The 21527-nt window shown below is 69.9% G+C and carries 18 protein-coding genes; 12 read left to right on the top strand and 6 right to left on the bottom strand.

Annotated elements, in window-relative coordinates:
* Positions 1–51 precede the first annotated feature (51 nt).
* Positions 52–1539, bottom strand: coding sequence for an FAD-dependent oxidoreductase (locus AB0M73_RS32625; protein WP_363898770.1), 1488 nt, complete (start codon positions 1537–1539; stop codon positions 52–54).
* Positions 1540–1627: 88 nt separating this feature from the next.
* Between AB0M73_RS32625 and AB0M73_RS32620 the strand changes: the two genes are divergently transcribed.
* Both AB0M73_RS32620 and AB0M73_RS32615 read left to right on the top strand, forming a co-directional pair.
* A complete protein-coding gene (locus tag AB0M73_RS32620) occupies positions 1628–2371 on the top strand; it encodes a TetR/AcrR family transcriptional regulator C-terminal domain-containing protein (protein WP_363898767.1) in 744 nt (247 codons plus the stop codon).
* A 61-nt stretch (positions 2372–2432) separates the two neighbouring features.
* Positions 2433–4628 carry a hypothetical protein gene (locus tag AB0M73_RS32615; protein WP_363898764.1) on the top strand — a complete coding sequence of 732 codons (2196 nt, stop codon included), beginning with the start codon at positions 2433–2435 and terminating at the stop codon, positions 4626–4628.
* A gap of 4 nt (positions 4629–4632) precedes the next feature.
* Here the strand turns inward: AB0M73_RS32615 and AB0M73_RS32610 are convergent, their stop codons facing one another.
* Together AB0M73_RS32610 and AB0M73_RS32605 are read right to left on the bottom strand one after the other, a co-directional pair.
* The gene (locus AB0M73_RS32610) at positions 4633–5778 is read right to left on the bottom strand and encodes a DUF222 domain-containing protein (RefSeq protein WP_363898761.1); all 1146 of its coding nucleotides are present in this window, start codon (positions 5776–5778) and stop codon (positions 4633–4635) included.
* A 283-nt stretch (positions 5779–6061) separates the two neighbouring features.
* Positions 6062–6814 (bottom strand): class I SAM-dependent methyltransferase, encoded by a 753-nt coding sequence (locus tag AB0M73_RS32605; protein WP_363898758.1) that lies wholly within the window; start codon positions 6812–6814, stop codon positions 6062–6064.
* Between the two features lie 167 nt (positions 6815–6981).
* Here AB0M73_RS32605 and AB0M73_RS32600 point away from each other — a divergent pair, with 167 nt between their 5' ends.
* On the top strand, positions 6982–8058 hold the full coding sequence (locus AB0M73_RS32600; RefSeq protein WP_363898755.1) for a DUF6745 domain-containing protein: 1077 nt from the start codon (positions 6982–6984) through the stop codon (positions 8056–8058).
* A gap of 26 nt (positions 8059–8084) precedes the next feature.
* Complete coding sequence (locus AB0M73_RS32595) at positions 8085–8519, top strand: hypothetical protein (protein WP_363898752.1); 435 nt, start codon at positions 8085–8087, stop codon at positions 8517–8519.
* 41 nt (positions 8520–8560) lie between these two features.
* Here AB0M73_RS32595 and AB0M73_RS32590 read toward each other — a convergent pair whose 3' ends face one another.
* On the bottom strand, positions 8561–8995 hold the full coding sequence (locus AB0M73_RS32590) for a DUF6086 family protein (protein WP_363898749.1): 435 nt from the start codon (positions 8993–8995) through the stop codon (positions 8561–8563).
* A complete protein-coding gene (locus AB0M73_RS32585; RefSeq protein WP_363898746.1) occupies positions 8992–10599 on the bottom strand; it encodes a DUF885 domain-containing protein in 1608 nt (535 codons plus the stop codon). The genes AB0M73_RS32590 and AB0M73_RS32585 overlap by 4 nt, the downstream gene beginning before the upstream one ends.
* Before the next feature lie 550 nt (positions 10600–11149).
* Here AB0M73_RS32585 and AB0M73_RS32580 point away from each other — a divergent pair.
* Positions 11150–11305 (top strand): hypothetical protein, encoded by a 156-nt coding sequence (locus AB0M73_RS32580; protein WP_363898743.1) that lies wholly within the window; start codon positions 11150–11152, stop codon positions 11303–11305.
* On the opposite strand, the gene AB0M73_RS32575 is transcribed toward AB0M73_RS32580, so the two are convergent.
* Positions 11302–12312, bottom strand: a complete 1011-nt coding sequence (locus AB0M73_RS32575; RefSeq protein WP_363898740.1) for a LacI family DNA-binding transcriptional regulator — start codon at positions 12310–12312, stop codon at positions 11302–11304. The two genes, AB0M73_RS32580 and AB0M73_RS32575, sit on opposite strands and share 4 nt — an antisense overlap.
* A 135-nt stretch (positions 12313–12447) precedes the next feature.
* Here AB0M73_RS32575 and AB0M73_RS32570 point away from each other — a divergent pair, with 135 nt between their 5' ends.
* The 7 genes from AB0M73_RS32570 (at position 12448) to AB0M73_RS32540 (ending at position 21514) form a co-directional block, all read left to right on the top strand.
* Complete coding sequence (locus AB0M73_RS32570) at positions 12448–13935, top strand: sugar ABC transporter ATP-binding protein (RefSeq protein ID WP_363898737.1); 1488 nt, start codon at positions 12448–12450, stop codon at positions 13933–13935.
* Positions 13936–14022: 87 nt separating this feature from the next.
* Entirely contained in the window at positions 14023–14985 is a 963-nt protein-coding gene (locus AB0M73_RS32565) for an ABC transporter permease (protein ID WP_363898734.1), read from the top strand.
* Positions 14982–15932, top strand: coding sequence for an ABC transporter permease (locus AB0M73_RS32560; RefSeq protein ID WP_363898731.1), 951 nt, complete (start codon positions 14982–14984; stop codon positions 15930–15932). Before AB0M73_RS32565 ends, AB0M73_RS32560 begins: the two co-directional genes overlap by 4 nt.
* Positions 15933–15946: 14 nt before the next feature.
* Positions 15947–16999, top strand: a complete 1053-nt coding sequence (gene rhaS / locus AB0M73_RS32555; RefSeq protein WP_363898728.1) for a rhamnose ABC transporter substrate-binding protein — start codon at positions 15947–15949, stop codon at positions 16997–16999.
* Between the two features lie 32 nt (positions 17000–17031).
* Positions 17032–18180, top strand: a complete 1149-nt coding sequence (gene rhaI, locus AB0M73_RS32550) for an L-rhamnose isomerase (RefSeq protein WP_363898874.1) — start codon at positions 17032–17034, stop codon at positions 18178–18180.
* Positions 18168–20210, top strand: a complete 2043-nt coding sequence (locus AB0M73_RS32545; protein ID WP_363898725.1) for a bifunctional aldolase/short-chain dehydrogenase — start codon at positions 18168–18170, stop codon at positions 20208–20210. The genes rhaI and AB0M73_RS32545 overlap by 13 nt, the downstream gene beginning before the upstream one ends.
* Entirely contained in the window at positions 20207–21514 is a 1308-nt protein-coding gene (locus AB0M73_RS32540; RefSeq protein ID WP_363898722.1) for a rhamnulokinase family protein, read from the top strand. The genes AB0M73_RS32545 and AB0M73_RS32540 overlap by 4 nt, the downstream gene beginning before the upstream one ends.
* The last annotated feature ends 13 nt before the right edge of the window (positions 21515–21527 follow it).

Genomic DNA, 21527 nt, shown 5'->3' with positions numbered 1-21527 from the left:
CTCCAGGCTAATCCCGGAGCCGCTCCAGGGGCGCTGCCCGAAAGCGCGTGGTCAGGCCGGCCGGTCGAGCACCGTCCGCCAGGCCTTCTCCAGCTCCGAGAGGGTCGCCTCGCCGACGCTGCGCCAGGCGATCACGAAGTCCGGCCGCACCAGCGTCGCGCCTTGTTTGGCGATGCCGTACTTGTCGAAGAACTCGGGCTCCTCGATCACGTGCACCGCGATCGGCAGCTCGGTCGCCTTGTACGCCGGATTGCCGGTCAGCAGAACAAATCCGTGGCCGAGCAGGTCCGTTGTCGAGCCGTCCGCCAGCTTCACGTACGGGGCTCGAACCCCCGGCCGACCGGTCGGCTGCTCCGGGTTCTCCACCAGTTCGCCCCGGTCGCCCGGCTCCGCGACGATCGCCCCGCCGAGCTGGCGGTAACCGAAGAACAGTGCGCTCACGGGCTCCACCGGGGCCGGCAGCGTCGGGTCGTCGGCCAGATCCGGCCGTCCACGCTGGGTGAAGAGCAGGAACTGTTGGTCCGCCAGGATCTTCGAGTACGGCCGGCGCTCGGGGTCGTGACTGTCCAGCAGTCCCGGGCCCGCCTCGCCCTTGGTCACCATGGCCAGCTTCCAGGCCAGGCTGAAGCCGTCCATGATCGCCGTGTTGCCGCCGAACGCCCCCGTGGGCGGCATCATCCGCGCCGCGTCCCCGACCAGGAAGACCCGGTTGTCACGGAACCGTTGCGCCACACCGTGCCTGGTCTCCGAGCGGCCGTGCGGAAGGTCGAGGATCTTGGGCTCCAGATCGGGGATTCCCGTCGCCGTGCGGATGATCTGCTTCCAGTCCTTGGGGCCGTCGACGTTCGACACCCCCACCGCGTATCGCCCCGGGACGTCGGTGCTGACCAGCACACCCGCCCCTCCCGGCAGCTCCGGGTTCAGCAGGTAGCACAGAAAATGTTGCTGGCCTTGGAGATCCGCCTCGAACAGCGTGCCCGTCCCCTCGCCTAGCACGCCCCGGCCTTCGAGCCCGATGCCCAGGGCGTGCCGGATCGGGCTCCGGTGGCCGTCCGCCGCCACCATGTAGTCGGACTCGATCGTTTCTTCCCCCGTGGCGGTCCTGATGACCGCCGTGACGCCGTTGCCGTGTTGCTCGAACGACACCAGCTCCGTGCCGAACCTCAGGTCCGCGCCCAGTTCCCGGGCCCGGTCGGCCAGGATCGGCTCCATCCGCTCCTGGCTCACATCGGCCCAGGGCGCCGGCGACAGGTGGCCGAAGTCCGGCGACTTGGCCAGGATCTCGGTCAGCACCGGCCCGTTCAGGCTCACCGCCCGGGTGATCCGGAACTGCCCGTCCTTGGGTGAGGCCGCGGTGACCTTCCCGTCGACGCCGGCCACCTTCAGCGCCTCCATGACGTGCGGGAACTGGCCCCTCGCCTTCGGGTGCACCGAGGTCGTCGGGTGCTTCTCCACCAGCACCGGCCTCACGCCGTGCAGCGCCAGGTACATCGCCGTCGACAGCCCGGACAGGCCGCCACCCACCACTAACACCGTCATCGTCTCTCTCCCACCTTCGAACGCCGTTCGCTCTGACGAACGCCGTTTCTATTCGCGAACGGTGTTCGTGTCAACTTAGAGTGAGGGCGTGCCGCTCCCGGAACCACCATGGCGAAAGCCCGTGCGCCAGCAGCTCAGCCGCGAGCTGATCGTCGACACCGCGCTCGAGATCCTCGACCGGGAGGGCATGGACGCCCTGAGCATGCGGCGCATCGCCACCGAGCTCGGCACCGGCGCCGCGTCGCTGTACGCGCACGTCAGCAACAAGGACGAGCTTCAGGAGCTCCTGCTCGAACGCGTGCTGTCCCAGGTTCCGCACGAGGCCCCCGACCCCGCTCGCTGGGCATCTCAGCTCCGGGAGCTCTGCCGGCGCTCCCTCGACGCCCTGGTCACCCACCCCGGCATCGCGCAGGTCGCCCTGGCCACCGTCATCCCCACCGGCGAGGCGTCTTTCGCCCAGGCCGAGGCCATGCTCGGGCTCCTGCGGGTCTCCGGGCTGCCCGACGCCCACATCGCCGTCGCCTTCGACGTGCTCAGCCTCTACCTGACGGCCTATGCCGTCGAGGTCAACGCCGTGCGCTCGGGCCAGTTCCCCCCGGCCGAGATCGCCGAACGCACTCGGCAGCTCGGCGAGTACATGGCCTCCCTGCCGCCCGACCGCTTCCCATCCCTGCTCGCCCTCGCCCCGCTGCTCGGCTCCGGCGACCCCGACACGCGTTTCCGGGCCGCGCTGGACCTGATCATCGCCGGCGTGGAGACGGTGGCCGCGCGCAGTCAGGCGATGGCCACCGGGGCGGACAGCGGTGAAACCCGCGGTCCCGGAATCGGCTGAACCGGTCCTGGCGGTGCCGCGTACTTTCTAGCCGGATGCCTGAAGGGGGTGTGCCGCAGAGATGAGCGGGCCGATCACCGTCACTCTGAGCTATCAGGTGCGTCGCGGGCGGGGAAGCCAGTTCTCCGTGTCCGCCACCTCGCTGCTCGGCACGGCCGCGACGCAGCCGGGCTACCTCGGCGCCGGCGTCATGGGCGCCGCTCCGACCGGCCGTGAGTGGGAGGTCTTCTACCGTTTCGACGGCGAGGCCTCGTTGGCCGAGTGGGAGCAGTCGCACGCCTACGCCCGATGGATCGAGTACGTGGAGAAGTTCGCCACCCGCTCCGAGGCCCGGCGCTCCGTCGACGGCGAGTCCTGGTCCGTCGAGCACGAGCCTGCCCAGCCGCTGCCCCGCGTCGCCGCCCCCTCGGCGCGCGTCTCCGGTGGCCGCGCCGCCCGCCGCCGCCAGGAGGAGGCCCTCCGCGAGGAAGCCGAGCGCGAAGCCGCCGAGCGTGAGGCCGCTCAGCGCGAAGTCGCCCTCTTCGAGGCCGCCCAGCGCGAGGCCGCCTTGGCCGACGCCGCCCAGCGCGAGGCCCTCGAACGCGAGGCCGCGCAGCGTGAGGCCGCCTTGCTGGAGGCCACCGCCAAGCGTGAAGCGACGCAGCGCGAGGCCGCCCTGTTCGAGGCTGCCCAGCTCGAAGCCGCCCAGCGTGAGGCCATTCAGCGTGAGGCGCTTGAACGTGAAGCCATTGAGCGCGAGGCCGCCCAGCGCGAGGCCGCCTTGTTCGAGGCTGCTCAACGCCAGGCGGCCCAACGCGAAGTCGCGCTGTTCGAGGCCGCTCAGCGTGAGGCCGCGCGCCTCGAAGCCGCCGAGGCTGGGGCCGGCTTGACCCAGTCCCTCCACGTGGACGCCGACCACATCGAGATCGCCCGCCTGGTCGCCGCCCGCTTGGAGTCCGGCCGCACCCAGTCCCTCCGCATGACCCCCGCTCAGTTGAAGGCCGCCCAGGCCGATGCCGGCCTCACCCAGTCCATCCACGTCAACGGCGCGCGCTTGCAGGCTGCCCAGTCCTCGGGCGCTCACATGGACCCCGCCCAGCCGAGCTCGGCGCAGATGAACCCGGCGCAGATGAACTCCGCCCGGATGAACCCGGCCCATATGAATGCCCCCCAGATGGACTCGTCCCGGCTGAATGCGGCCCCGATGGACTCCGCCCGGATGGACGCGGCCCATCTGAACGCCCCGCAGATGAACTCGTCCCAGCTCAATGCCGCCCGGCCGGCCGAGCCGGGGCAGATGCGGTCGGGTCGCCATGATCGTCCCCAGGTCCAGCCGCCCCAGTCGCACCAGGCCCCGTCCCACCAGCTTCCGTCCCATCAGCCTCCGGCCCTTCAGCCTCCGGTCGAGCGTTTCCCGGTCGACCGGCCCAGGTCCGAGCTGTCCCAGGCTGAGCGTGCGCAGCAGCCTCGGGTCGATCGGGCTCAGCGGGCGTCGGAGCAGTGGGAGCCGGACCAGTGGGAGTCGGAGTTCCGGGAGCTGGTCGCGCGGGAGTCCGGATGGGGTCCGGCCCCGAGTCCGCTTTCGCCGGTGCCGCACTCGCAGCCCATCTCACGCAGCGATTTGGCCCGGTGGGAAGCCGCCCAGCGTGAGGCCGCGCAGCGCGAGTTGGCTCAGCGGGAGATGGCCCAGCGCGAAATGACGCAGCGTGAGGTCGCTCAGCGGGACATGGCTCAACGCGAGGCCGCGCAGTGGGAAGCGGCGCAACGTGAATCGACTCAGTGGGAGTCGGCCCAGTGGGCCGCCCAGCAGGAGTCGGCCCAGCAGGAGCCGGCCCAATGGGAATCCGCGCAGTGGGAGGCCGCCCAGCGTGAGGCCGCCCAGCACGAGGCCGCTCGCCGTGAGGCGGCGCAGCGCGAGATAGCCCAACGGGAGGCCGCCCAGTGGGAGGCCGAGCAGCAGTTGATGGCCGAGCGTGAGGCCGCCCAGCGTGAGGCCGCGCTCCTTGAAGCCGCACAGCGCGCCGTCGGCAACCACCAGCCACCGGAGCCCGAGCCCTCGGCCGGCCGCGAGTCCGTCGACCGCGAGCCGAGCCGCCGCTGGTGGAGCCGCAAGCACCAGCCCGAGCCGTCGGCCCCTCAGGCATCCGCGCCGTCGCCCTCGGAGGCCACGGTGGCCTGGTCCCCGGCCGAGCAGCGCCAGATGTTCGGCGACGTCGAGATCCCCCGCCCCGAAGGCGACCCCTTGGCCGTGGCCCGTAGCCGCCGCCGGAGGTCGTGACCTCCTAGCCCGTTTCCTCTAGCCCGGCGGAGAACACCGGCCGCTGGTCCACCATTTTCACCGTCCACCGGCTGTGGTGAATGAGCCTGTGGTGGGCTCCGCAGAGGAGGACCATGTTGTCCAGGCTGGTGGGTCCTCCGTTCGCCCATTCGACTATGTGGTGGGCGTGGCATCGCGCCGGTTCCGTGTGGCAGCCCGGGAACGCGCAGGTGCCGTCCCGCTCGATCAGTGCCTTGCGGATCCCCTTCGGGGCCGTGCGCTGCTGCCGCCCCACATCCAGGATCTCTTTGCCAGCCCCGAGCACCAGCCGCATCACCGTGCTGTCACACGCGATCCGCCGTGCCTCCGCAGCGCTCATCACGCCCCCGCCCTCGACCTTCGCCACACCCGTGTTGTCCATGAAATCCTGAAACGACATCGACAACGTCAGATGCGGCCGTTCCCCGCCCTGCTCCGGCAAGCCCTCACTACGGGAGGCCAGCTCGATGATCTCCGCGAACGCATCCCCCTGCCGCTCCGCCGTCGTGCGCGGATCCTTGCCCGAGGTCGGCTTGGCCAGCGCACTGAGCATCGCCACGATCTTCGCCCCGTACTCCTGGTCGAGCATTCCCCAGAACACCATGCTGCCGTCCAGCTTGCGTTCGAAGCGGAACTCCCGCTTCGGCGCCCGCAACTCCCGGTCGTCCGGCGCTTTGCCGTCCTGGTCGAGGTGGAACAGGATCCGCTGCGCGATGTTCTTGAACTCGCCCTCGTCGAACTGGACGTTCTCCAACAGCGACGCCTCAACCCGGTCCCGCTCGACCGCCGGCGCTATCCGCAACGTCTCGTGGATGACCTTCAGATGCTCACGGCCCAACACCCCGTCGCGGCCCGCCTCGCGGATCGCCTGACTCTGGAACAGCTCCGCGTACCGAAGCCGCTCACGGGCTTCCCTGACCGTGAGCCGCCAGCGGATCACCATTGTCGACACGATCGAGGTCCGGTCCTCCTTCGACCGGCACGACCGGTCCCACACCTCCCACACCCGCTCCAGCTGCTGGATGTAGAGCGCCCGACACCGGCTCTCGGCTTCTTCGCCGGCTTGCCACAGCTCCAGTTCGCCGTGCTGCCACCCTTCGGTGTCGGCAGGGAATTCAGGATTCGCTGACATACCCCCATTCTACTACCCTTATGTGATCGACTTCCGTTACACGCCAACCGATACACGATCGTGGCGGCCTTCATTCCCCTTCGTCGGAAAGCGCTTTCCAGCTCCCCTTGCAACGCTTCCCGCGCGGAGATCAGTCCTCACCCTCCGACCCGTCCCAAGCCTTCTGTAAACGCACGCACCCACCAAACCATTGTCGCGCAACGCACCCCGCCCACCCCGCACACCTCGCGCCCCCCTAACTCCAGCACCGCATGCCGATGAGTGAGTGATTGTTTTGTGGACCTCAGGCCTTGCGTAGCAGCAGGAAAACGCTGGGACCGAAGAAGGTGTGGGCCAGGACGCGCTGGCACGCGACCTCGGCGGCGACGTGAACGCGATGCGACAGGACCTTCTTGAGGGTGGTGCTGCGGAGGTTGGACACCGACAGGAGACGCTCGGTGCGGAGGCCGGCGCGGGCGAGCTGCTCGATGACGGTGTGGGGGTTGTGGTTGACGAAGGCGATCTCGTCGTCGTGGCGGTTGGCCTCGGAGCGGATGTCGACGGGGAGGTGGGGAATTCGCTGACCCCGCAGGAGATAGCGCACGCGGTTGCGGGCGTGGGCGAGGTTGGCGACCTCGATGACGGCGGTGCCGCCGGGGCGCAGGACGCGGGCGATCTCGGAGAACTCGGTGCTGGGCTCGGGAATGTGGTGCATGACGCGGATCATGGTCAGCAGGTCGAGGGAGCTGTCGGCGAAGGACAGGGCGTCGGCCTGCATCTGGCGGTGCTCGATGCGGGGGTGATCGGCCAGGAAGGTGGCGGCGATCTCCAGTTGCCGGCTGCTGGGCTCGGCCAGGGTGACACGGTCAGCGAATTCCTGCAACAGCAGGCAAAGTCGGCCGTAGCCGCCGCCGACGTCGGCGGCCGAGGTGAAGTGCCGGCCGTGCAGCAGACGGCGGATCGCGGCCTGCTCGGCTGCGTTCTCGTAGTCACGACCGTCCCAGTACCGAAGGTAGTCGTGCGCCGGCGCGTCGTAGAAATCGGCTCGCTTGGTCACTGGTGTGCCCCCCTTGGGCTCGCTGTTTGCCCTTAGGACGTGCGCCGGTCCGCGAGGGATGTCCGCCTTGACTCAAACGTGACATATGGGAATTGGTTGCGCGGAAAGGGGTGGCGCTGTCATGATCGGTCCATGTCTGAAGGAAAGGGCGTGTACGCCCAGGCGCGGTGAGGCGCCACCAGCGGCGTGAGAGTCGCCGCATCGAGGTTTCCGAGTCCTGGCCCGAGATCACCCGCTTCACAGCGGAGTGGCTGGGCCATGCGCTGAGCACGGTCGGGGCTGATCGGGCGGCGGCGGAAGAGGCGATCGGCCGACTGTACGGCCTGCTGGGGAAGCCGCCGCCGGAGTTCGTGTGGATCGGGTCGCCGGGCGCGGTGGGCGAGGTGCTGGAACCGTCGCCGGTCACGCTGAGGTCGGACGGAAAATGGCCGCTGGCCAGTCGCATCGCGACGCTGATTTCCGATATGCGCCAAGGGCTTGACGCCTACCTAGGCCACCTCGACCTGTCCGAGGTGGACAGAGCCGTGCGTGTGCCGCTGCGAGAAACGGTGCGCACGGGCGTGGCGGATCGAATACGAGCGGAGCTGACGACCGGGTACGGCCTGTACTGGTACGGCCAACAGGACGCGGACTGGGTGGCGCACTACGAGCTGTGCCAACAGATTCTGGGCGTGCAGTACGACCAGGACGACGCCGAGCGACTACTGCTGCTGGCGCAGATCGTGCAGTCCTGCGGCTGGTGGTGGCCGAGGGACACGGTGTGCGTGATCGCCGAACGGCCGCTGGCCCTCAGAACGGCCGAAGGGAAGCTGCACAGCGACAGTGGACCGGCCCTGCTGTATCCGGATGGCTGGGCGGTGCACTGCTGGCGCGGTGCCCGTGTGCCGGCCTGGGTCATCGAAAACCCGACGGTGGAAGCGATCGCGGCGGAGTCCAACATCGAGGTGCGCCGCTGCGCGATCGAACACCTGGGCTGGCCGAACTACATCGAGCAGGCGGGCCTGAGGCTGATAGACCGGGCCGACGATCCCGGCAATCCCGGCTGCGAACTCCGCCTGTACGAAGACAGACCGCAGTGGAAGACCCGGATCCTGTTGGCGGTCAACGGATCCGCCGAAAGGGACGGCACCCGGCGCTGGTACGGCCTGCGGGTGCCGCCGTGGTTCGACGATCCGCTGGAGGCCGCCGGCTGGTCCTACGGCCTGACGGCACACCAGTACTCGCGGCTCCTGCGCCGCACCTGAAACCCAAGACTCCCAAGGTGATCACCATGAAACTGGCTGAACTGCTCGACCGGTCCGGACTCGACGTGCTGGACCACCTGGAGCGCGAGGTGACCGTCCCGGTGGTGGACGGCATGCAGGCCCAGGGCGACCTGATCGTCATCCCGCTGTCCATGCTCCCCACGGTCGACGTCTGGCGCTTCGTCACCTGGCGCGAGGTGCCGCCCGGCGGCGTGGAGCTGGTACGCGGTGAGGACGGCAACAACCCGCACACCCTCGTCGCGGACGGCGGCAAGTGCCGATGGACCAATGCCGTGACGGACCACACGGGGCTGGCTATCGCGGTGTTCGAGAACATCGCGCCGGCCTACCTCGTGCACCCGGAGCACGGCGGCAGTGGAGTGGCCCCCGGCAGCTGGCTCGTCCGCCGGCAGCAGGAACGAGGCCTGGGCCGCAAGGGAAACGTGCTCGTCGCCGACTGAAACCGGGCCGGGCGGATAGGGTTCCGCCCGGCTCTCACAAATCACCAGGCCATCGAGCCCGAGTGCTCGGCGGCCAACTCGACCAGGCGGTCGGGATCGGCCTTGGGCGCCCGGCCGTGGGGGCCGACCTGGACGTCCCGGTTGTCGGTCCCCGGTTCCTCGCTCAACGCGGGCACGGTCCCGCCGCCGCGTTCGACCAGAACGATGGCGGTGGCGATGAATCCCTCCATCAGCGACCGCAGGATCAGGTGGCTGGACCCCCGATAGCGCCGGACGAGGGCGTCGGTGAACGCGGTGAAGGCGGGAAGGTCGATGCCGTGGCTGTCGGGGTCGCCGGGGCCCCACCGGCCGACGCCGATCCCGCACGGCAGCTCGGCCACCGACTCCAACGCCTTGGCCACCTCCACGAACAACCGCCCGGGCCCGTTGGACGGGTTCCACAGGGTCTGCTCGCCGACGGCGAAGTACTGGCTCACGCGCTTTCCATCCATTCGGTGATGAGCTCCGCCAGCACGGACAGCGGCACCGGCCCCTCGCCGAGCACCGCCTCGTGGAAGTCGCGGATGTCGAAGCGGTCGCCGAGGTGCGCCTCCGCGACCCGGCGCAGGCGCTGGATCTCCAGGCGTCCCACCATGTACGCCAGTGCCTGCCCCGGTGCGGCGATGTAACGGTCCACTTCGGACACCACGTGGTGGCGAGCCATGGGGGTGTTGGCCAGCAGGTAGTCGATAGCCTGCTGGCGGGACCAGCCTTTGGCGTGCAGGCCGGTGTCGGCGACGAGGCGGCCGGCCCGGGTGGAGTCCATCATCAGCATGCCGAGCCGGGCCAGGTCGTCGGTGTACAGGCCCATCTCGTCGGCCAGCCGCTCGGAGTACAGGGCCCAGCCCTCGCGGTAGGCCGTGACGGAACCGGTCCGCCGCAGCATGGGCAGCTCGGTGCGGGACTCGGCGTTGGTGACCTCGAAGTGGTGCCCGGGGACGGCCTCGTGGAACGACGTGACCTCGTTCTTGTACCGGACGGACTCCGTGGGCACAGCGGTGTTGACGTAGTACGTGCCGGGGCGGGAGCCGTCGAGGGTGCCGTGGCGGTAGGCCGGCGGCGTCGAGGCGGGCACGGACGGGGGATAGGGCGCGACGGTGCAAGGGGAATCGGGCAGCTTCCGGAACCAGGCGGGTGCGGCGGCCTCGGCCCGGCGCACGGCGACCTCGGCCGCGGCGACCATCTCCTCGGCGTTGGACCACCGCAGCGACGGGTCGTCCCGCAGCCGGCGGAAGATCTCCTGGAGGTCGTCGCTGCCGAACACCGACCGCCCCAGTTCGACGTACTCACGGGCGAGCCCGGCGATCACGTCCAACCCGATCTGGTGCAGCTCGTCGGGGGTCAGCGCCGTGGTGGTGTGCTCGCGGGCGGCGGCCGCGTACCGCGCGTCGCCGTCGGGCAGCCAGCAGAGGCCGGCGTGCTCGGCGTCCCGGCCCCGCGGCAGCATCTCGGCGGCCAGGAAGTCCCGGTACGCCGCGATCGCCGGCGCCACCTTCTCCAGAACCACCGGGCGGCACTCCTCCGACCGGATGAAGGTGTCCACAGTGGCCAGATGGCCGTCCAGGTGCGCGATCGTCTGCTCCACGAGGTGCGCCACCGGCGTCAGCCCGTCGGCCAGGCCGGCGCGGTGCCGGTCCGCGATGGTCTCCAGCACCGACGGCAGCATGGCCAGCCGCGCCGGGAAGTCGTCGGTCAGGGGCACGTCGCCCAGCGACATGAGCAGGCCGGGCACGGCGGTCAGGAACAGGGGGCTGACCGTAAACTCCAGCGCGCGGCCCTCGATCTGCCGGGACAGCGCCTCCGCCTGGTGCGCGATGATCCGCTTGGTGATCCGGTCGGACTGGGTCAGGCCCTCGTCCGGCACGGCCTCGGCCCGCTCGGCCAGCGCGCGGACGGCGGCGTGAAACCGCTGCTCGGCGGCCTTGCCGAAGTCGGTGAGGCGGTCGTCGTGCCCGGGCACGCCCATGAAGCTGGCGCCGATCGGGAAGCGGTCCAGGATCAGCTCGAAGAAGGCGTCGGCGAGGTCGGTGACCGCTGACATGTAACCCCCTGGCAACTAGATGACAGTGGGGAGCACACGACATCGGCAAAAACTAGCGATATGCTCGGTCGTCTCGGTTCCCCCGACGGCGACCCTACCGGGTTCGCCCTTCCGCCGGGCGGCGCCGACGGGCACCCCGATCGCCGCGCCCACCCCTATTCGCGGCTCGGGCGGGACCGCCCTGGATCGGTTCAACCTTGGACAGCGCGCCCTGAATCTGCGGCGACTAATCGACTGTCTGAGACATACGTCCGACCGGTCCGGAGCACCCGCGGCACGAGCCCGACTGTAACCGTGTGACCTGCGGATTCGATACGTCGGGTGACGGCGCCCGCCGCCCGATACACCAAGACCGGCCGGAACGGCGGATCTGTCACCTAAAGGGAGGTTAGGTATGGCTAACCTTCTAGAGAACCCCTATAAACCTAACAGAAGATCCCTAAACTTGGTTGAGTCCAAGGTTGCGCTCAGGCACAGTGATGTTGGCCACAGCGAAGTGGAGACACCGAAGGAAGCCCGAACGTCATGAGATCTGGGGAGTGAGAAACCCATGGGACGACTGGACATCGACGACAGCCCTCGCGCCTGGAGCTGGAACTGGGGCGAGGAGGAAGGCGACGGACCGGAGCTGCCGCAGCAGAGCCTGGTCTGGAACGCCGACCGCGAAGACGGCTACGAGCCGCTCATCATGCGCGGCTTCGACTAACGGAACCGCCGGCTGGACTCCCTGACCACGAGCTCAGGGGAGAACACCACGTGATGATGGACGTGCTCCTGCGGCGCCTGGGTCTCGCCCAGCACCAGTTCCGCCGCGCGCCGACCGAGCAGCCTGCTCGGCTGTCGCACGGAAGTCAGGGGCACTGCGGCAGCAGCCGCGAAGTCGATGTCGTCGTACCCGACGATGGCGAGTTCTCCGGGCACGCGCACCCCCGCGCGCACCATCACCTGGAGCACGCCGAGCGCGAGCAGGTCGTTGGCGCAGAACAGCGCGTCCGGCCTGCGCGTTCCGGCGAGCACCCGCTCTCCGGCATTGCGGCCGGAGACCACGTTCATCGCGCCCACCTCGATGACCCGCAGCCCGTCGGGATCGCGCCCGGCCGCCACGAGCGCGTCGCGTGCCCCGTCCAGGCGCTGCCGGCACTGCGCGATGGACAGCGGGCCCGTGATCATCGCCAGCTCACGGTGCCCCTCGGCCAGCAGGTGGTTGATCGCCAGCGTGCCGCCGAGCCGGTGGTCCACCGACACCGAACAGGTGTCCTGCACGTCGGCGTGTCGGTCCAACAGGACCACGGACACGCCGCGCGCCCGCAGTCTCAGCACCGGCTCCGGCGCGGCCTCCACCGGCGTGATCAGCACCCCGTGCACCCGCTGCTCGACCAGCAGCTGGAGATGCCGGTCCTGGCGCTGCTCGGACTCGTCGCTGTTGCACAGGATGACCACGTGCCCGGCGTCGCTGGCCGCATCCTCGGCACCCCGCGCGACGTCGGTGAAGAACGGGTTGGAGACGTCCGGCACGACCAGCCCGATGGCCCGGGCGGTGCCGGTGCGCAGCTGCCGCGCTGACTCGTTGCGGACAAATCCGAGCTCGTCGATCGCCGTCTGCACCCGGCGGCGCGTATCGTCGGCCACGACGTCCGGACGGTTGAGCACGTTGGAGACCGTCCCGACGGACACCCCGGCCAGCGCGGCGACGTCCTTGATGCTGACCGGCACGTTGTTCTCCCGTTCGGGCTGTAAATCGTTTCAAAAATCATAGCTCCTGGTCACTCGTGTGAAACTTGACACCTTCGAGTGCTCACGGCACTCTTCCGACGGTGGGGCGTTGAAACGATTTAGGGGAGGGTGCCGGTGGAGGTCGCCCTGGCAGAGGTCAGCAAGTCCTTCGGCGCGGTGCGAGCGCTGCGCGAGGTGTCGCTGACCCTGATTCCGGGCCGGGCGCACGCGCTGCTGGGGGAGAACGGCGCCGGCAAGTCCACGTTGATCAAGGTCCTGGCCGGTGTGCACCGGCCGGACGGCGGGCAGCTGCTGGTCGACGGCGAGCCGACGCGGTTCGCCTCGCCGGCCGACGCCAAGGCCGCCGGCGTGGCCGTCATCTACCAGGAGCCGACGCTGTTCGGCGACCTGTCCGTGGCCGAGAACGTCGCCATGGGGCGGCATCCGACCCGCCGCGGCGGCATGGTCGACACGGCCGCCATGCGCGAGCAGGCCGAGCTGCTGTTCGAGCGGCTGGGCGTGGACATCGACCCGAAGCGGCCGGCCCGCGGCCTGTCCATCGCCGACCAGCAGCTGGTGGAGATCGCCAAGGCGTTGAGTTCGGATGCCCGCGTGATCATCATGGACGAGCCGACGGCGGCGCTGTCCGGCACCGAGGTGGCGCGGCTGTTCGGCGTGGTCGGGGCCTTGCGGGAGCACGGCGCGGCGGTGCTGTTCGTGTCGCACCGCATCGACGAGGTCTTCGAGCTGTGCCAGGACGCGACCGTGCTGCGCGACGGCGGCTTCGTGTGGTCGGGCCCGCTGTCCGAGCAGACGCCGGACGGCGTCGTGCGGCTGATGGTCGGCCGTGACCTGGATGCGTTGTTCCCCAAGCAGGACGTCGAGGCGGGTGACACCGCGCTGGAAGTCCGCCGGCTCACGCGGGAGGGCGTGTTCACCGACGTCTCCTTCGACGTTCGAGCGGGCGAGATCCTGGCGCTGGCCGGGCTGGTCGGGGCCGGCCGCAGCGAGATCGCCCGCGCGGTGTTCGGCGTTGACAAGCCCGACGGCGGCGAGGTTCTGGTGCGGGGCAAGCGGATCCGACCCGGCTCGCCGGGGGCGGCGATGGCTGCCGGCATCGGCTTCGTGCCCGAGGACCGGCGGCAGCAGGGGTTGGTCCTGGCGGCGTCCATCGAGCGCAATGCCGCCCTGGCCTCGCTGAACCGGTTGTCCCGCTTAGGTTTCCTGCGCAGCTCGGCCGAGCGGTCGCTGGCCCGGGACTGGGCGGTCAAGCTCCAGCTCAAGTTCTCCCGGCTCACCGACCCGGTCGGTGTGCTGTCCGGCGGCAACCAGCAGAAGGTCGTGCTGGCCAAGTGGCTGTCCCGGCAGCCGAAGATCCTCATCGTGGACGAGCCGACGCGGGGCATCGACGTCGGCACCAAGGCCGAGGTGCACCGGCTGCTGTCGGAGCTGGCCGCGCAGGGCGTGGCGATTCTGATGATCTCCTCCGAGCTGCCGGAGGTGCTGGGCATGGCCGACAGGGTGCTGGTCGTGCGGGAGGGGCGGTTGGTGGGGGAGTTCAGCCGGGCCGAGGCGGACGAGGAGCGGATCGTGCTGGCGGCGACGGGGGTGGCGGCCGGATGAGGGCGACCTTGATGCAGGGAAGGACTCCTTCACTGCGTTCAACGAGGGTAAGCGTCCTTCCCTGCGTCAACAGGGGGTGGGGCGGCGGTGACGGCGATCCGTGAACTGGGGATCCTGATCGCCTTGGCGGTCGTCGTGGCCGTGACGACGATCGTGAACCCGCTTTTCCTGAGCGGGCAAGGGGTTCGGGACCTGCTGCTGAACGCGTGCCTGGTGGCGCTGCTGACGGTCGGCCAGACCATGGTCGTGATCACCCGCAACGTGGACCTGTCGGTGGGCTCGGTGCTGGGGCTGTCGGCGTTCGTCACGGCCGACACGTTCGCGGTCAACCCGGTGCTGGCGGTCGTCGTCGGCATCGTCGTCGGCGCGCTGTGCGGGCTGTTCAACGGGGCCCTGGTCGGGTTGGGCAAGGTGCCGAGCCTGGTCGTCACGCTGGGCACGCTGAGTGTGTTCCGCGGCCTGGACTTCATGTGGGCGCACGGCCGGCAGATCAACGCGGCCAACCTGCCGGACGGCTTTCTGGCCCTGGGCAGCGGAAGCGTGCTGGGCATCCCGTACCTGGTGATCATCACGCTGATCGTGCTCGGGATCGTCGCCCTGCACCTGGGCAGCTACCGCAGTGGCCGCGAGCTGTACGCGATCGGCTCCAACCCGGAGGCGGCGGTGCTCGCCGGCATTCCGGTGGGGCGCCGGGTGTTCACGACGTTCCTGCTGTCCGGCACGATCGCCGGGCTGGCCGGCGTGCTCGCGGTCGCCCGTTACGGCACGGTGGACGCGACGGTCGGCAACGGCCTGGAGTTGCAGGTGATCTCCGCGGTCGTGGTCGGCGGCGTCGCGATCTTCGGCGGCAGCGGGACCGTGGCCGGGGCGGCGCTCGGCGCGCTGCTGCTGTCCACGATCGGCAGCGCGCTGGAGGTCGTGCACATCGCCCAGTTCTGGCAGCAGGCGATCACCGGCGCCCTGCTGATCGGGGCGATAGCGCTCGACCGGTCGGTCGCGCTGCGGGTGGCGGCCCGGTTGCGCCGGCAGTCGAGGGGAGTCAGCGCGTGAAGTCCTTGCTGCGCTGGGAAAGCGCCCTGGCCGTCCTGTTGGCCTTGGTCGTGGTGGTCGGGTCGGCGGCGACCGGCGGGATCTTCCTCACCGGCCGGGGCGCGTTCAACGTGGGCAGCGACCTCGCGGTGATGGCGCTGATCGCGCTGCCGCTGACGCTGGTCATCGTGGCGGCCGAGATCGACCTGTCGGTGGCCTCGGTGCTGGGCCTGTCCAGCGCCCTGATGGGCGCGCTGTGGAACGAAGGCTGGCCGCTGGAGGCCATCCTGCCGGTCGTGATCATCGTCGGCGCCCTGTGCGGGGCCGTCAACGGGTTCCTGGTGACGAAGCTGGGCCTGCCGTCGCTGGCCGTCACGATCGGCTCGCTGGCGCTGTACCGGGGGCTGGCCTTCGTGGTGCTGGGCGACCAGGCCGTGGCCGACTTCCCGGACAGCTACACGCAGTTCGGCACCACGCCGGTGCCGGGCACCTGGATCCCTTATCCCATCCTGCTTTTCGCGGTGTTGGCGGTGGTGTTCGGGCTGCTGTTGCACGCCACCACGTTCGGCCGGGCGGTGTTCGCCATCGGGGCCAACGAGGAGGCCGCCCGGTTCTCCGGCATCCGGGTCAAACGGATCAAGTTCATTCTCTTCGTGCTGACCGGCGCGGTCGCGGCGCTGGCCGGAATCGTCTACACCCTGCGATTCGCCAGCGCCCGTGCCGACAACGGCACCGGGTTGGAGCTGGAGGTGGTGACCGCGGTGCTGCTCGGCGGCGTGTCCATCTTCGGCGGCCGCGGCACGATCGGCGGCGTGATCCTGGCCGCGCTCGTGCTGGGCGGCCTGACCGACGCGCTCATCGTCGACGACATCGCCACCGAGGTGGTGAAGCTCGTCACCGGACTTCTGTTGTTGGCCAGCGTTTTCGCGCCGGCCGTGACCCAGCGAATGACGAGAGGAACGCCATGAGACGGCGGGAACCCTTGAGGAAAGCCATCATCGTCGCGTCCGCCGCCCTGCTGCTCGCCGGCTGCGGCGGCACCACCAAGAGCAACTCGGGCGGCGACAACGGCGGCGGGCAGACCCAGACCACCGCCAACCCCGACGCCGCGACGGCCAAGGACCTGAAGATCACGTTCCTGCCCAAGCAGGTCAACAACCCGTACTTCACGGTCGCGCAGGGCGGCGCCGAGAAGGCCGCGACGGTGCTGGGCGAGCAGCTCAAGGCCACCGGCCCGTCCGACGCCGACGCGTCCTCCCAGGTCACCTACATCAACACCGCCGCGCAGCAGGGCCAGAACGCGCTCCTGTTGGCGGCCAACGACAGCAACGCCGTCGCGCCGGCGCTGAAGGCGGCCCGCAAGCAGGGCATGAAGGTCGTCACCTTCGACTCCGACGCGGCCGTCGACGCCCGTGACGTGTTCATCAACCAGGCCTCCTCGCAGGAGATCGCCGCCGGCCAGGTGAAGCTGATCTCCGACGCGATCGGCGGCTCGGGCGAGATCGCCATCCTGTCGGCCACGGCCAACGCGACCAACCAGAACGCCTGGATCGCCATCATGAAGACGGAGCTGGCCAAGCCGGAGTACGCCAAGATCAAGCTGGACGAGATCGCCTACGGCAACGACGACGACGAGACCTCGTTCCAGAAGACCCAGGGCCTGCTGCAGGCCCACCCCGACCTCAAGGGCATCATCTCGCCGACCACGGTCGGCGTCGCGGCGGCCGCGCGCTACCTGAGTTCCTCGTCGTACAAGGGAAAGGTCGCGCTGACCGGCCTGGGCACGCCCAACCAGATGCGCAAGTTCATCCAGGACGGCACGGTCGGCTCGATCGAGCTGTGGGACCCGGCGCAGCTGGGCGAGCTGGCGACCTATGCCGCGGTCGCGCTGGCCTCGGGGCAGATCACCGGCAAGGAAGGCGAGAAGTTCAAGGCCGGCGAGCTGGGCGAGCGCACCATCGGCGCCAAGGGGGAAGTGGTGCTCGGCCCGCCGCTGACCTTCACCAAGGACAACGTCGACAAGTACAACTTCTGACAGCCAGCAGGCGAAGGAGAGCCGTGGAAGGCGTGAAGGCGCAGCTGCGCAGGCACCGGATCGAGACGCCCTCGTGGGCGTACGGCAACTCGGGCACCCGGTTCAAGGTGTACGCCCAGGCGGGCGTGCCGCGCACGCCGCAGGAGAAGATCGCGGACGCGGCCAAGGTCCATGAGCTGACCGGGGTCGCGCCCAGCATCGCCCTGCACATCCCGTGGGACAAGGTCGACGACTATCCCGCGCTGGCCCGGTTCGCCACCGACCACGGCATCGCCATCGGGGCCATCAACCCCAACGTGTTCCAGGAGGACGACTACCGGCTGGGCAGCGTCTGCAACCCCGACCCGAAGATCCGCCGCAAGGCCACGGACCACCTGCTGGAGTGCGTCGAGGTCGGCGTGCAGACGGGGTCGACGATCCTGTCGCTGTGGTTCGCCGACGGCACCAACTATCCGGGGCAGGACTCGATCCGGGCCCGGCAGGACCGGCTGGCCGAGGCACTGTCCGAAGTGTACGGACAGCTGCCCGACGGCATGCGGATGCTGGTGGAGTACAAGCTGTTCGAGCCCAGTTTCTACACCATGGACCTGCCGGACTGGGGCACCTCGTTCGCGCACTGCGTGAACCTCGGGCCGCAGGCCCAGGTGCTGGTGGACACCGGCCACCACGCGCCCGGCACCAACATCGAGTTCATCGTCGCCCTGCTGCTGCGGGCCGGAAAGCTGGGCGGCTTCCACTTCAACAGCCGCTTCTACGCCGACGACGACCTGATGGTCGGCGCGGCGGACCCGTTCCAGCTGTTCCGGATCATGCACGAGATCGTCGCCGCGGACGCGCTGGCCCCCGAGGCCGACGTGGCGTTCATGCTCGACCAGTGCCACAACATCGAGCCCAAGGTGCCGGCGATGATCCGGTCCGTGCTCAACGTGCAGGAGGCCACGGCCAAGGCGCTGCTCGTCGACCGTGCGGCGCTGGCCAAGGCCCAGGCCGAGGGGGACGTGCTCGGCGCGAACGCGGCGCTGATGGACGCCTACAACACCGACGTCCGGCCGCTGCTCGCGGAGCTGCGGACCGAGGACGGGCGTGACCCGGACCCGATCGGGGCGTACCACCGGTCCGGCTACCAGCAGAAGATCGAGGCCGAGCGGGTCGGCGGCTCGGCGATGGGATGGGGCGCGTGAACCCGGAAGTCTCGTTGTTGTTGGACCGAGCGCGTTCGATCGGGGCCGACCGGCGCAACACCAATTTCGCCGGCGGCAACGCGTCGTGCAAGGCGGTCGACCGCGACCCGGTCACCGGCGGCGACGTGGAACTCATGTGGGTCAAGGGATCCGGCGGCGATCTCGGGACGCTGACCGAGGCCGGGCTGGCCGTGCTGCGGCTGGACCGGTTGCGCGCCATGGTCGACGTGTATCCGGGCGTGGAGCGCGAGGACGAGATGGTCGCCGCGTTCGACTTCTGCCTGCACGGCAAGGGCGGTGCCGCGCCGTCGATCGACACGGCCATGCACGGCCTGGTCGACGCCGCTCACGTGGATCACCTGCACCCGGATGCCGGCATCGCGCTGGCCACGGCGGCCGACGGTCCGGCGCTGACCCGGGAGTGCTTCGGCGACCGGGTGGCGTGGGTGGATTGGCGGCGGCCTGGTTTCCAGCTGGGGCTGGACATCGGCGAGATCAAGCGGGCCAATCCGGCGGCGATCGGCGTGATCCTGGGCGGTCACGGGATCACCGCCTGGGGTGCTACTTCCGAGGAGTGCCAGGCCAATTCGCTGGAGATCATCCGGCGGGCGCAGGAATTCCTCGACGAGCGGGGATCCGCACAGCCGTTCGGCTCCGTCGTGCCGCAGTGGCAACCGCTGCCGGCGGAGGAACGGCGCTCGCGGGCGGCGGCCCTGGCCCCGGTGGTTCGCGGCCTGGCGTCGACGGACAACCGTCAGGTCGGGCGTTTCACGGATTCCCCCGAGGTGCTGGAGTTCCTCGCCGGCTCCAAGGCGCCGGATCTGGCCGCACTCGGCACGTCCTGCCCGGATCACTTCCTGCGCACCAAGGTTCGCCCGCTGATCCTCGACACGGCGGCCGACGCTCCGTTCGAGTCCGTTGTGGAGCGTCTGCGGGACCTGCACCACGAGTACCGCCAGGACTATCGCGCCTACTACGAGCGCCACGCCGTCGAGGGCTCGCCCGCGATGCGCGGGGCCGACCCGGCGATCGTGCTGGTGCCGGGCATCGGCATGTTCTCCTTCGGCGCGGACGAGCAGACCGCCCGGGTGGCCGGGGAGTTCTACGTCAACGCCATCAACGTCATGCGTGGGGCCGAGTCCGTGTCCCGGTACGAGCCGATCCCGGAGAGCGAGAAGTTCCGGATCGAGTACTGGGACCTGGAGGAGGCGAAGCTGCGTCGGCGTCCCAAGCCGAAGCCGTTGACGGCCCGGGTCGCCTTCGTCACCGGCGGCGGCTCCGGTATCGGCCGCGCAACCGCACTGCGGCTGGCGGCCGAGGGCGCGTGCGTCGTCGTCGCCGACCGCGATCTGGCCGCCGCCGAGGCCGTGGCCGTGGCCAAGGAGATCGGTTCCACGGCGGTCGCCGTGCATGCCGATGTGTCCTCTTCGGACGCCGTCGAGGCGGCGATCTCCGCCGCGTGCCTGGCTTTCGGCGGCATCGACCTCGTGGTCAACAATGCCGGCCTGTCGGTGTCGAAGCCGTTGGTGGACACCACCGACGAGGACTGGGACCGTCAGCACGGCGTGATGGCCCGCGGCTCGTTCCTGGTGTCCCGGGCCGCCGCCCGCGTGATGATCGCCCAGGGCATCGGCGGCGACATCGTCTACGTGGTCAGCAAGAACGCCGTTTTCGCCGGGCCCAACAACGTCGCCTACGGCTCGGCCAAGGCCGACCAGGCGCACCAGGTCCGGCTGCTGGCCGCCGAGCTCGCCGCCCACGGCATCCGCGTCAACGGCGTGAATCCCGACGCTGTGGTGAGAGGTTCCGGCATCTTCTCCTCCGGCTGGGGCGCGCAGCGGGCCGCCGTCTACGGGGTGCCCGAGGAGAAGCTGGGCGAGTACTACGCCCAGCGGACCCTGCTGAAGGAGGAAGTGTTGCCCGAGCACGTCGCCGCCGCGATCTTCGTGCTCACCGGCGGGGAGCTGTCCCGCACCACCGGGTTGCACGTCCCGGTCGATGCCGGTGTCGCCGCCGCGTTCCTGCGATGACCGGAGCTCATGCCGCCGTCGACCTCGGCGCGTCCAGCGGGCGGATCATGCTCGGACGCGTCGAGGCCGACCGGCTGTCCCTGCGGGAGGTGTCCCGGTTCTCGTACCGTCCCGCCGTTCGGGACGGCGTTCTGCGCTGGGACGCCGCCTTCCTCCGCCACGCCGTGGAGGAAGGCCTGCGAGGCTTGGACGTTCGCTCCGTCGGCATCGATTCTTGGGCCGTCGACTACGGTTTGCTGGATTCCTCCGGTGAGCTCATGGCCGATCCCGTGTGCTACCGGGATTCCCGCACCGACGGCATGGTCGCCCGGGTCCTCGATTCCGTGCCCGCCGAGGAGCTCTACGGCATCACCGGCATTCAGATCCTGCCCATCAACACCTTGTTCCAGCTCGTCGCCGATCCCTTGGCGCAGCAGGCTTCCCGCCTGCTGCTGATGCCCGATCTCGTGGCCTACTGGCTCACCGGCGAGATCGGCGCCGAGTACACCAACGCCTCCACCACCCAGCTGCTGGACGTCCACACCGGACAGTGGTCCACCGCACTGATGTCCCGCCTGGGCATTCCCGCCGGCCTGTTCCCGCCTCTCCGTCAGCCGGGTTCCACCATCGGCGGCAACGTCGTCGCCGTCGGCTCCCACGACACCGCCTCCGCCGTCTACGCCGTGCCCGCCACCACCGACCGTTTCGGCTACATCTCCTGTGGCACTTGGTCTTTGGTCGGTGTTGAGCTCGATCGCCCCGTGGTCACCGCCGACAGCCTCGCCGCCAACTTCACCAACGAGGGCGGCGTCGGCGGCACCGTCCGTTATCTCCGCAACGTCATGGGTCTGTGGCTGTTGGAGGAGTCCCTCCGCGTCTGGGGCTTGGACCGCGAGCCTCTGCTCCGGGCCGCCGCCTCCTTGCCCCGCCGCGCCGTGATCGACCCCAACGCCCCCGAGTTCCTCCCGCCCGGTGACATGCCCTCCCGCATCGCCGCCGCCTGCCGCGCCTCCGGCCAGCCCGTCCCCGCCGACCCGCCGGAGATCGTCCGCTGCATCCTCGACAGCCTCGCCCAGGCCTACCGTGACACCCTGCTCGACGCCCAGCGCCTGTCGGGCAAGGAGATCGACGTCGTCCACATCGTCGGCGGCGGCTCCCGGAACTCCCTGCTCTGCCAGCTCACCGCCGACGCCTGCCGCCTCCCCGTCCTCGCCGGCCCCGTCGAAGCCACCGCGCTGGGCAACCTCCTCGTCCAGGCCGGCGTCCCCGACCCCCGCCCCCTCGTCGCCGCGACCCAGGAGATCCGCCGCTACGACCCGGAGTAGCACCGGCGCGCGA

The organism is Kutzneria sp. NPDC051319 (assembly GCF_040682195.1).
Lineage (GTDB): Bacteria > Actinomycetota > Actinomycetes > Mycobacteriales > Pseudonocardiaceae > Kutzneria.
Note: the sequence above shows the minus strand (reverse complement) of the source record. Positions and strands in the feature narration are given on the sequence as shown.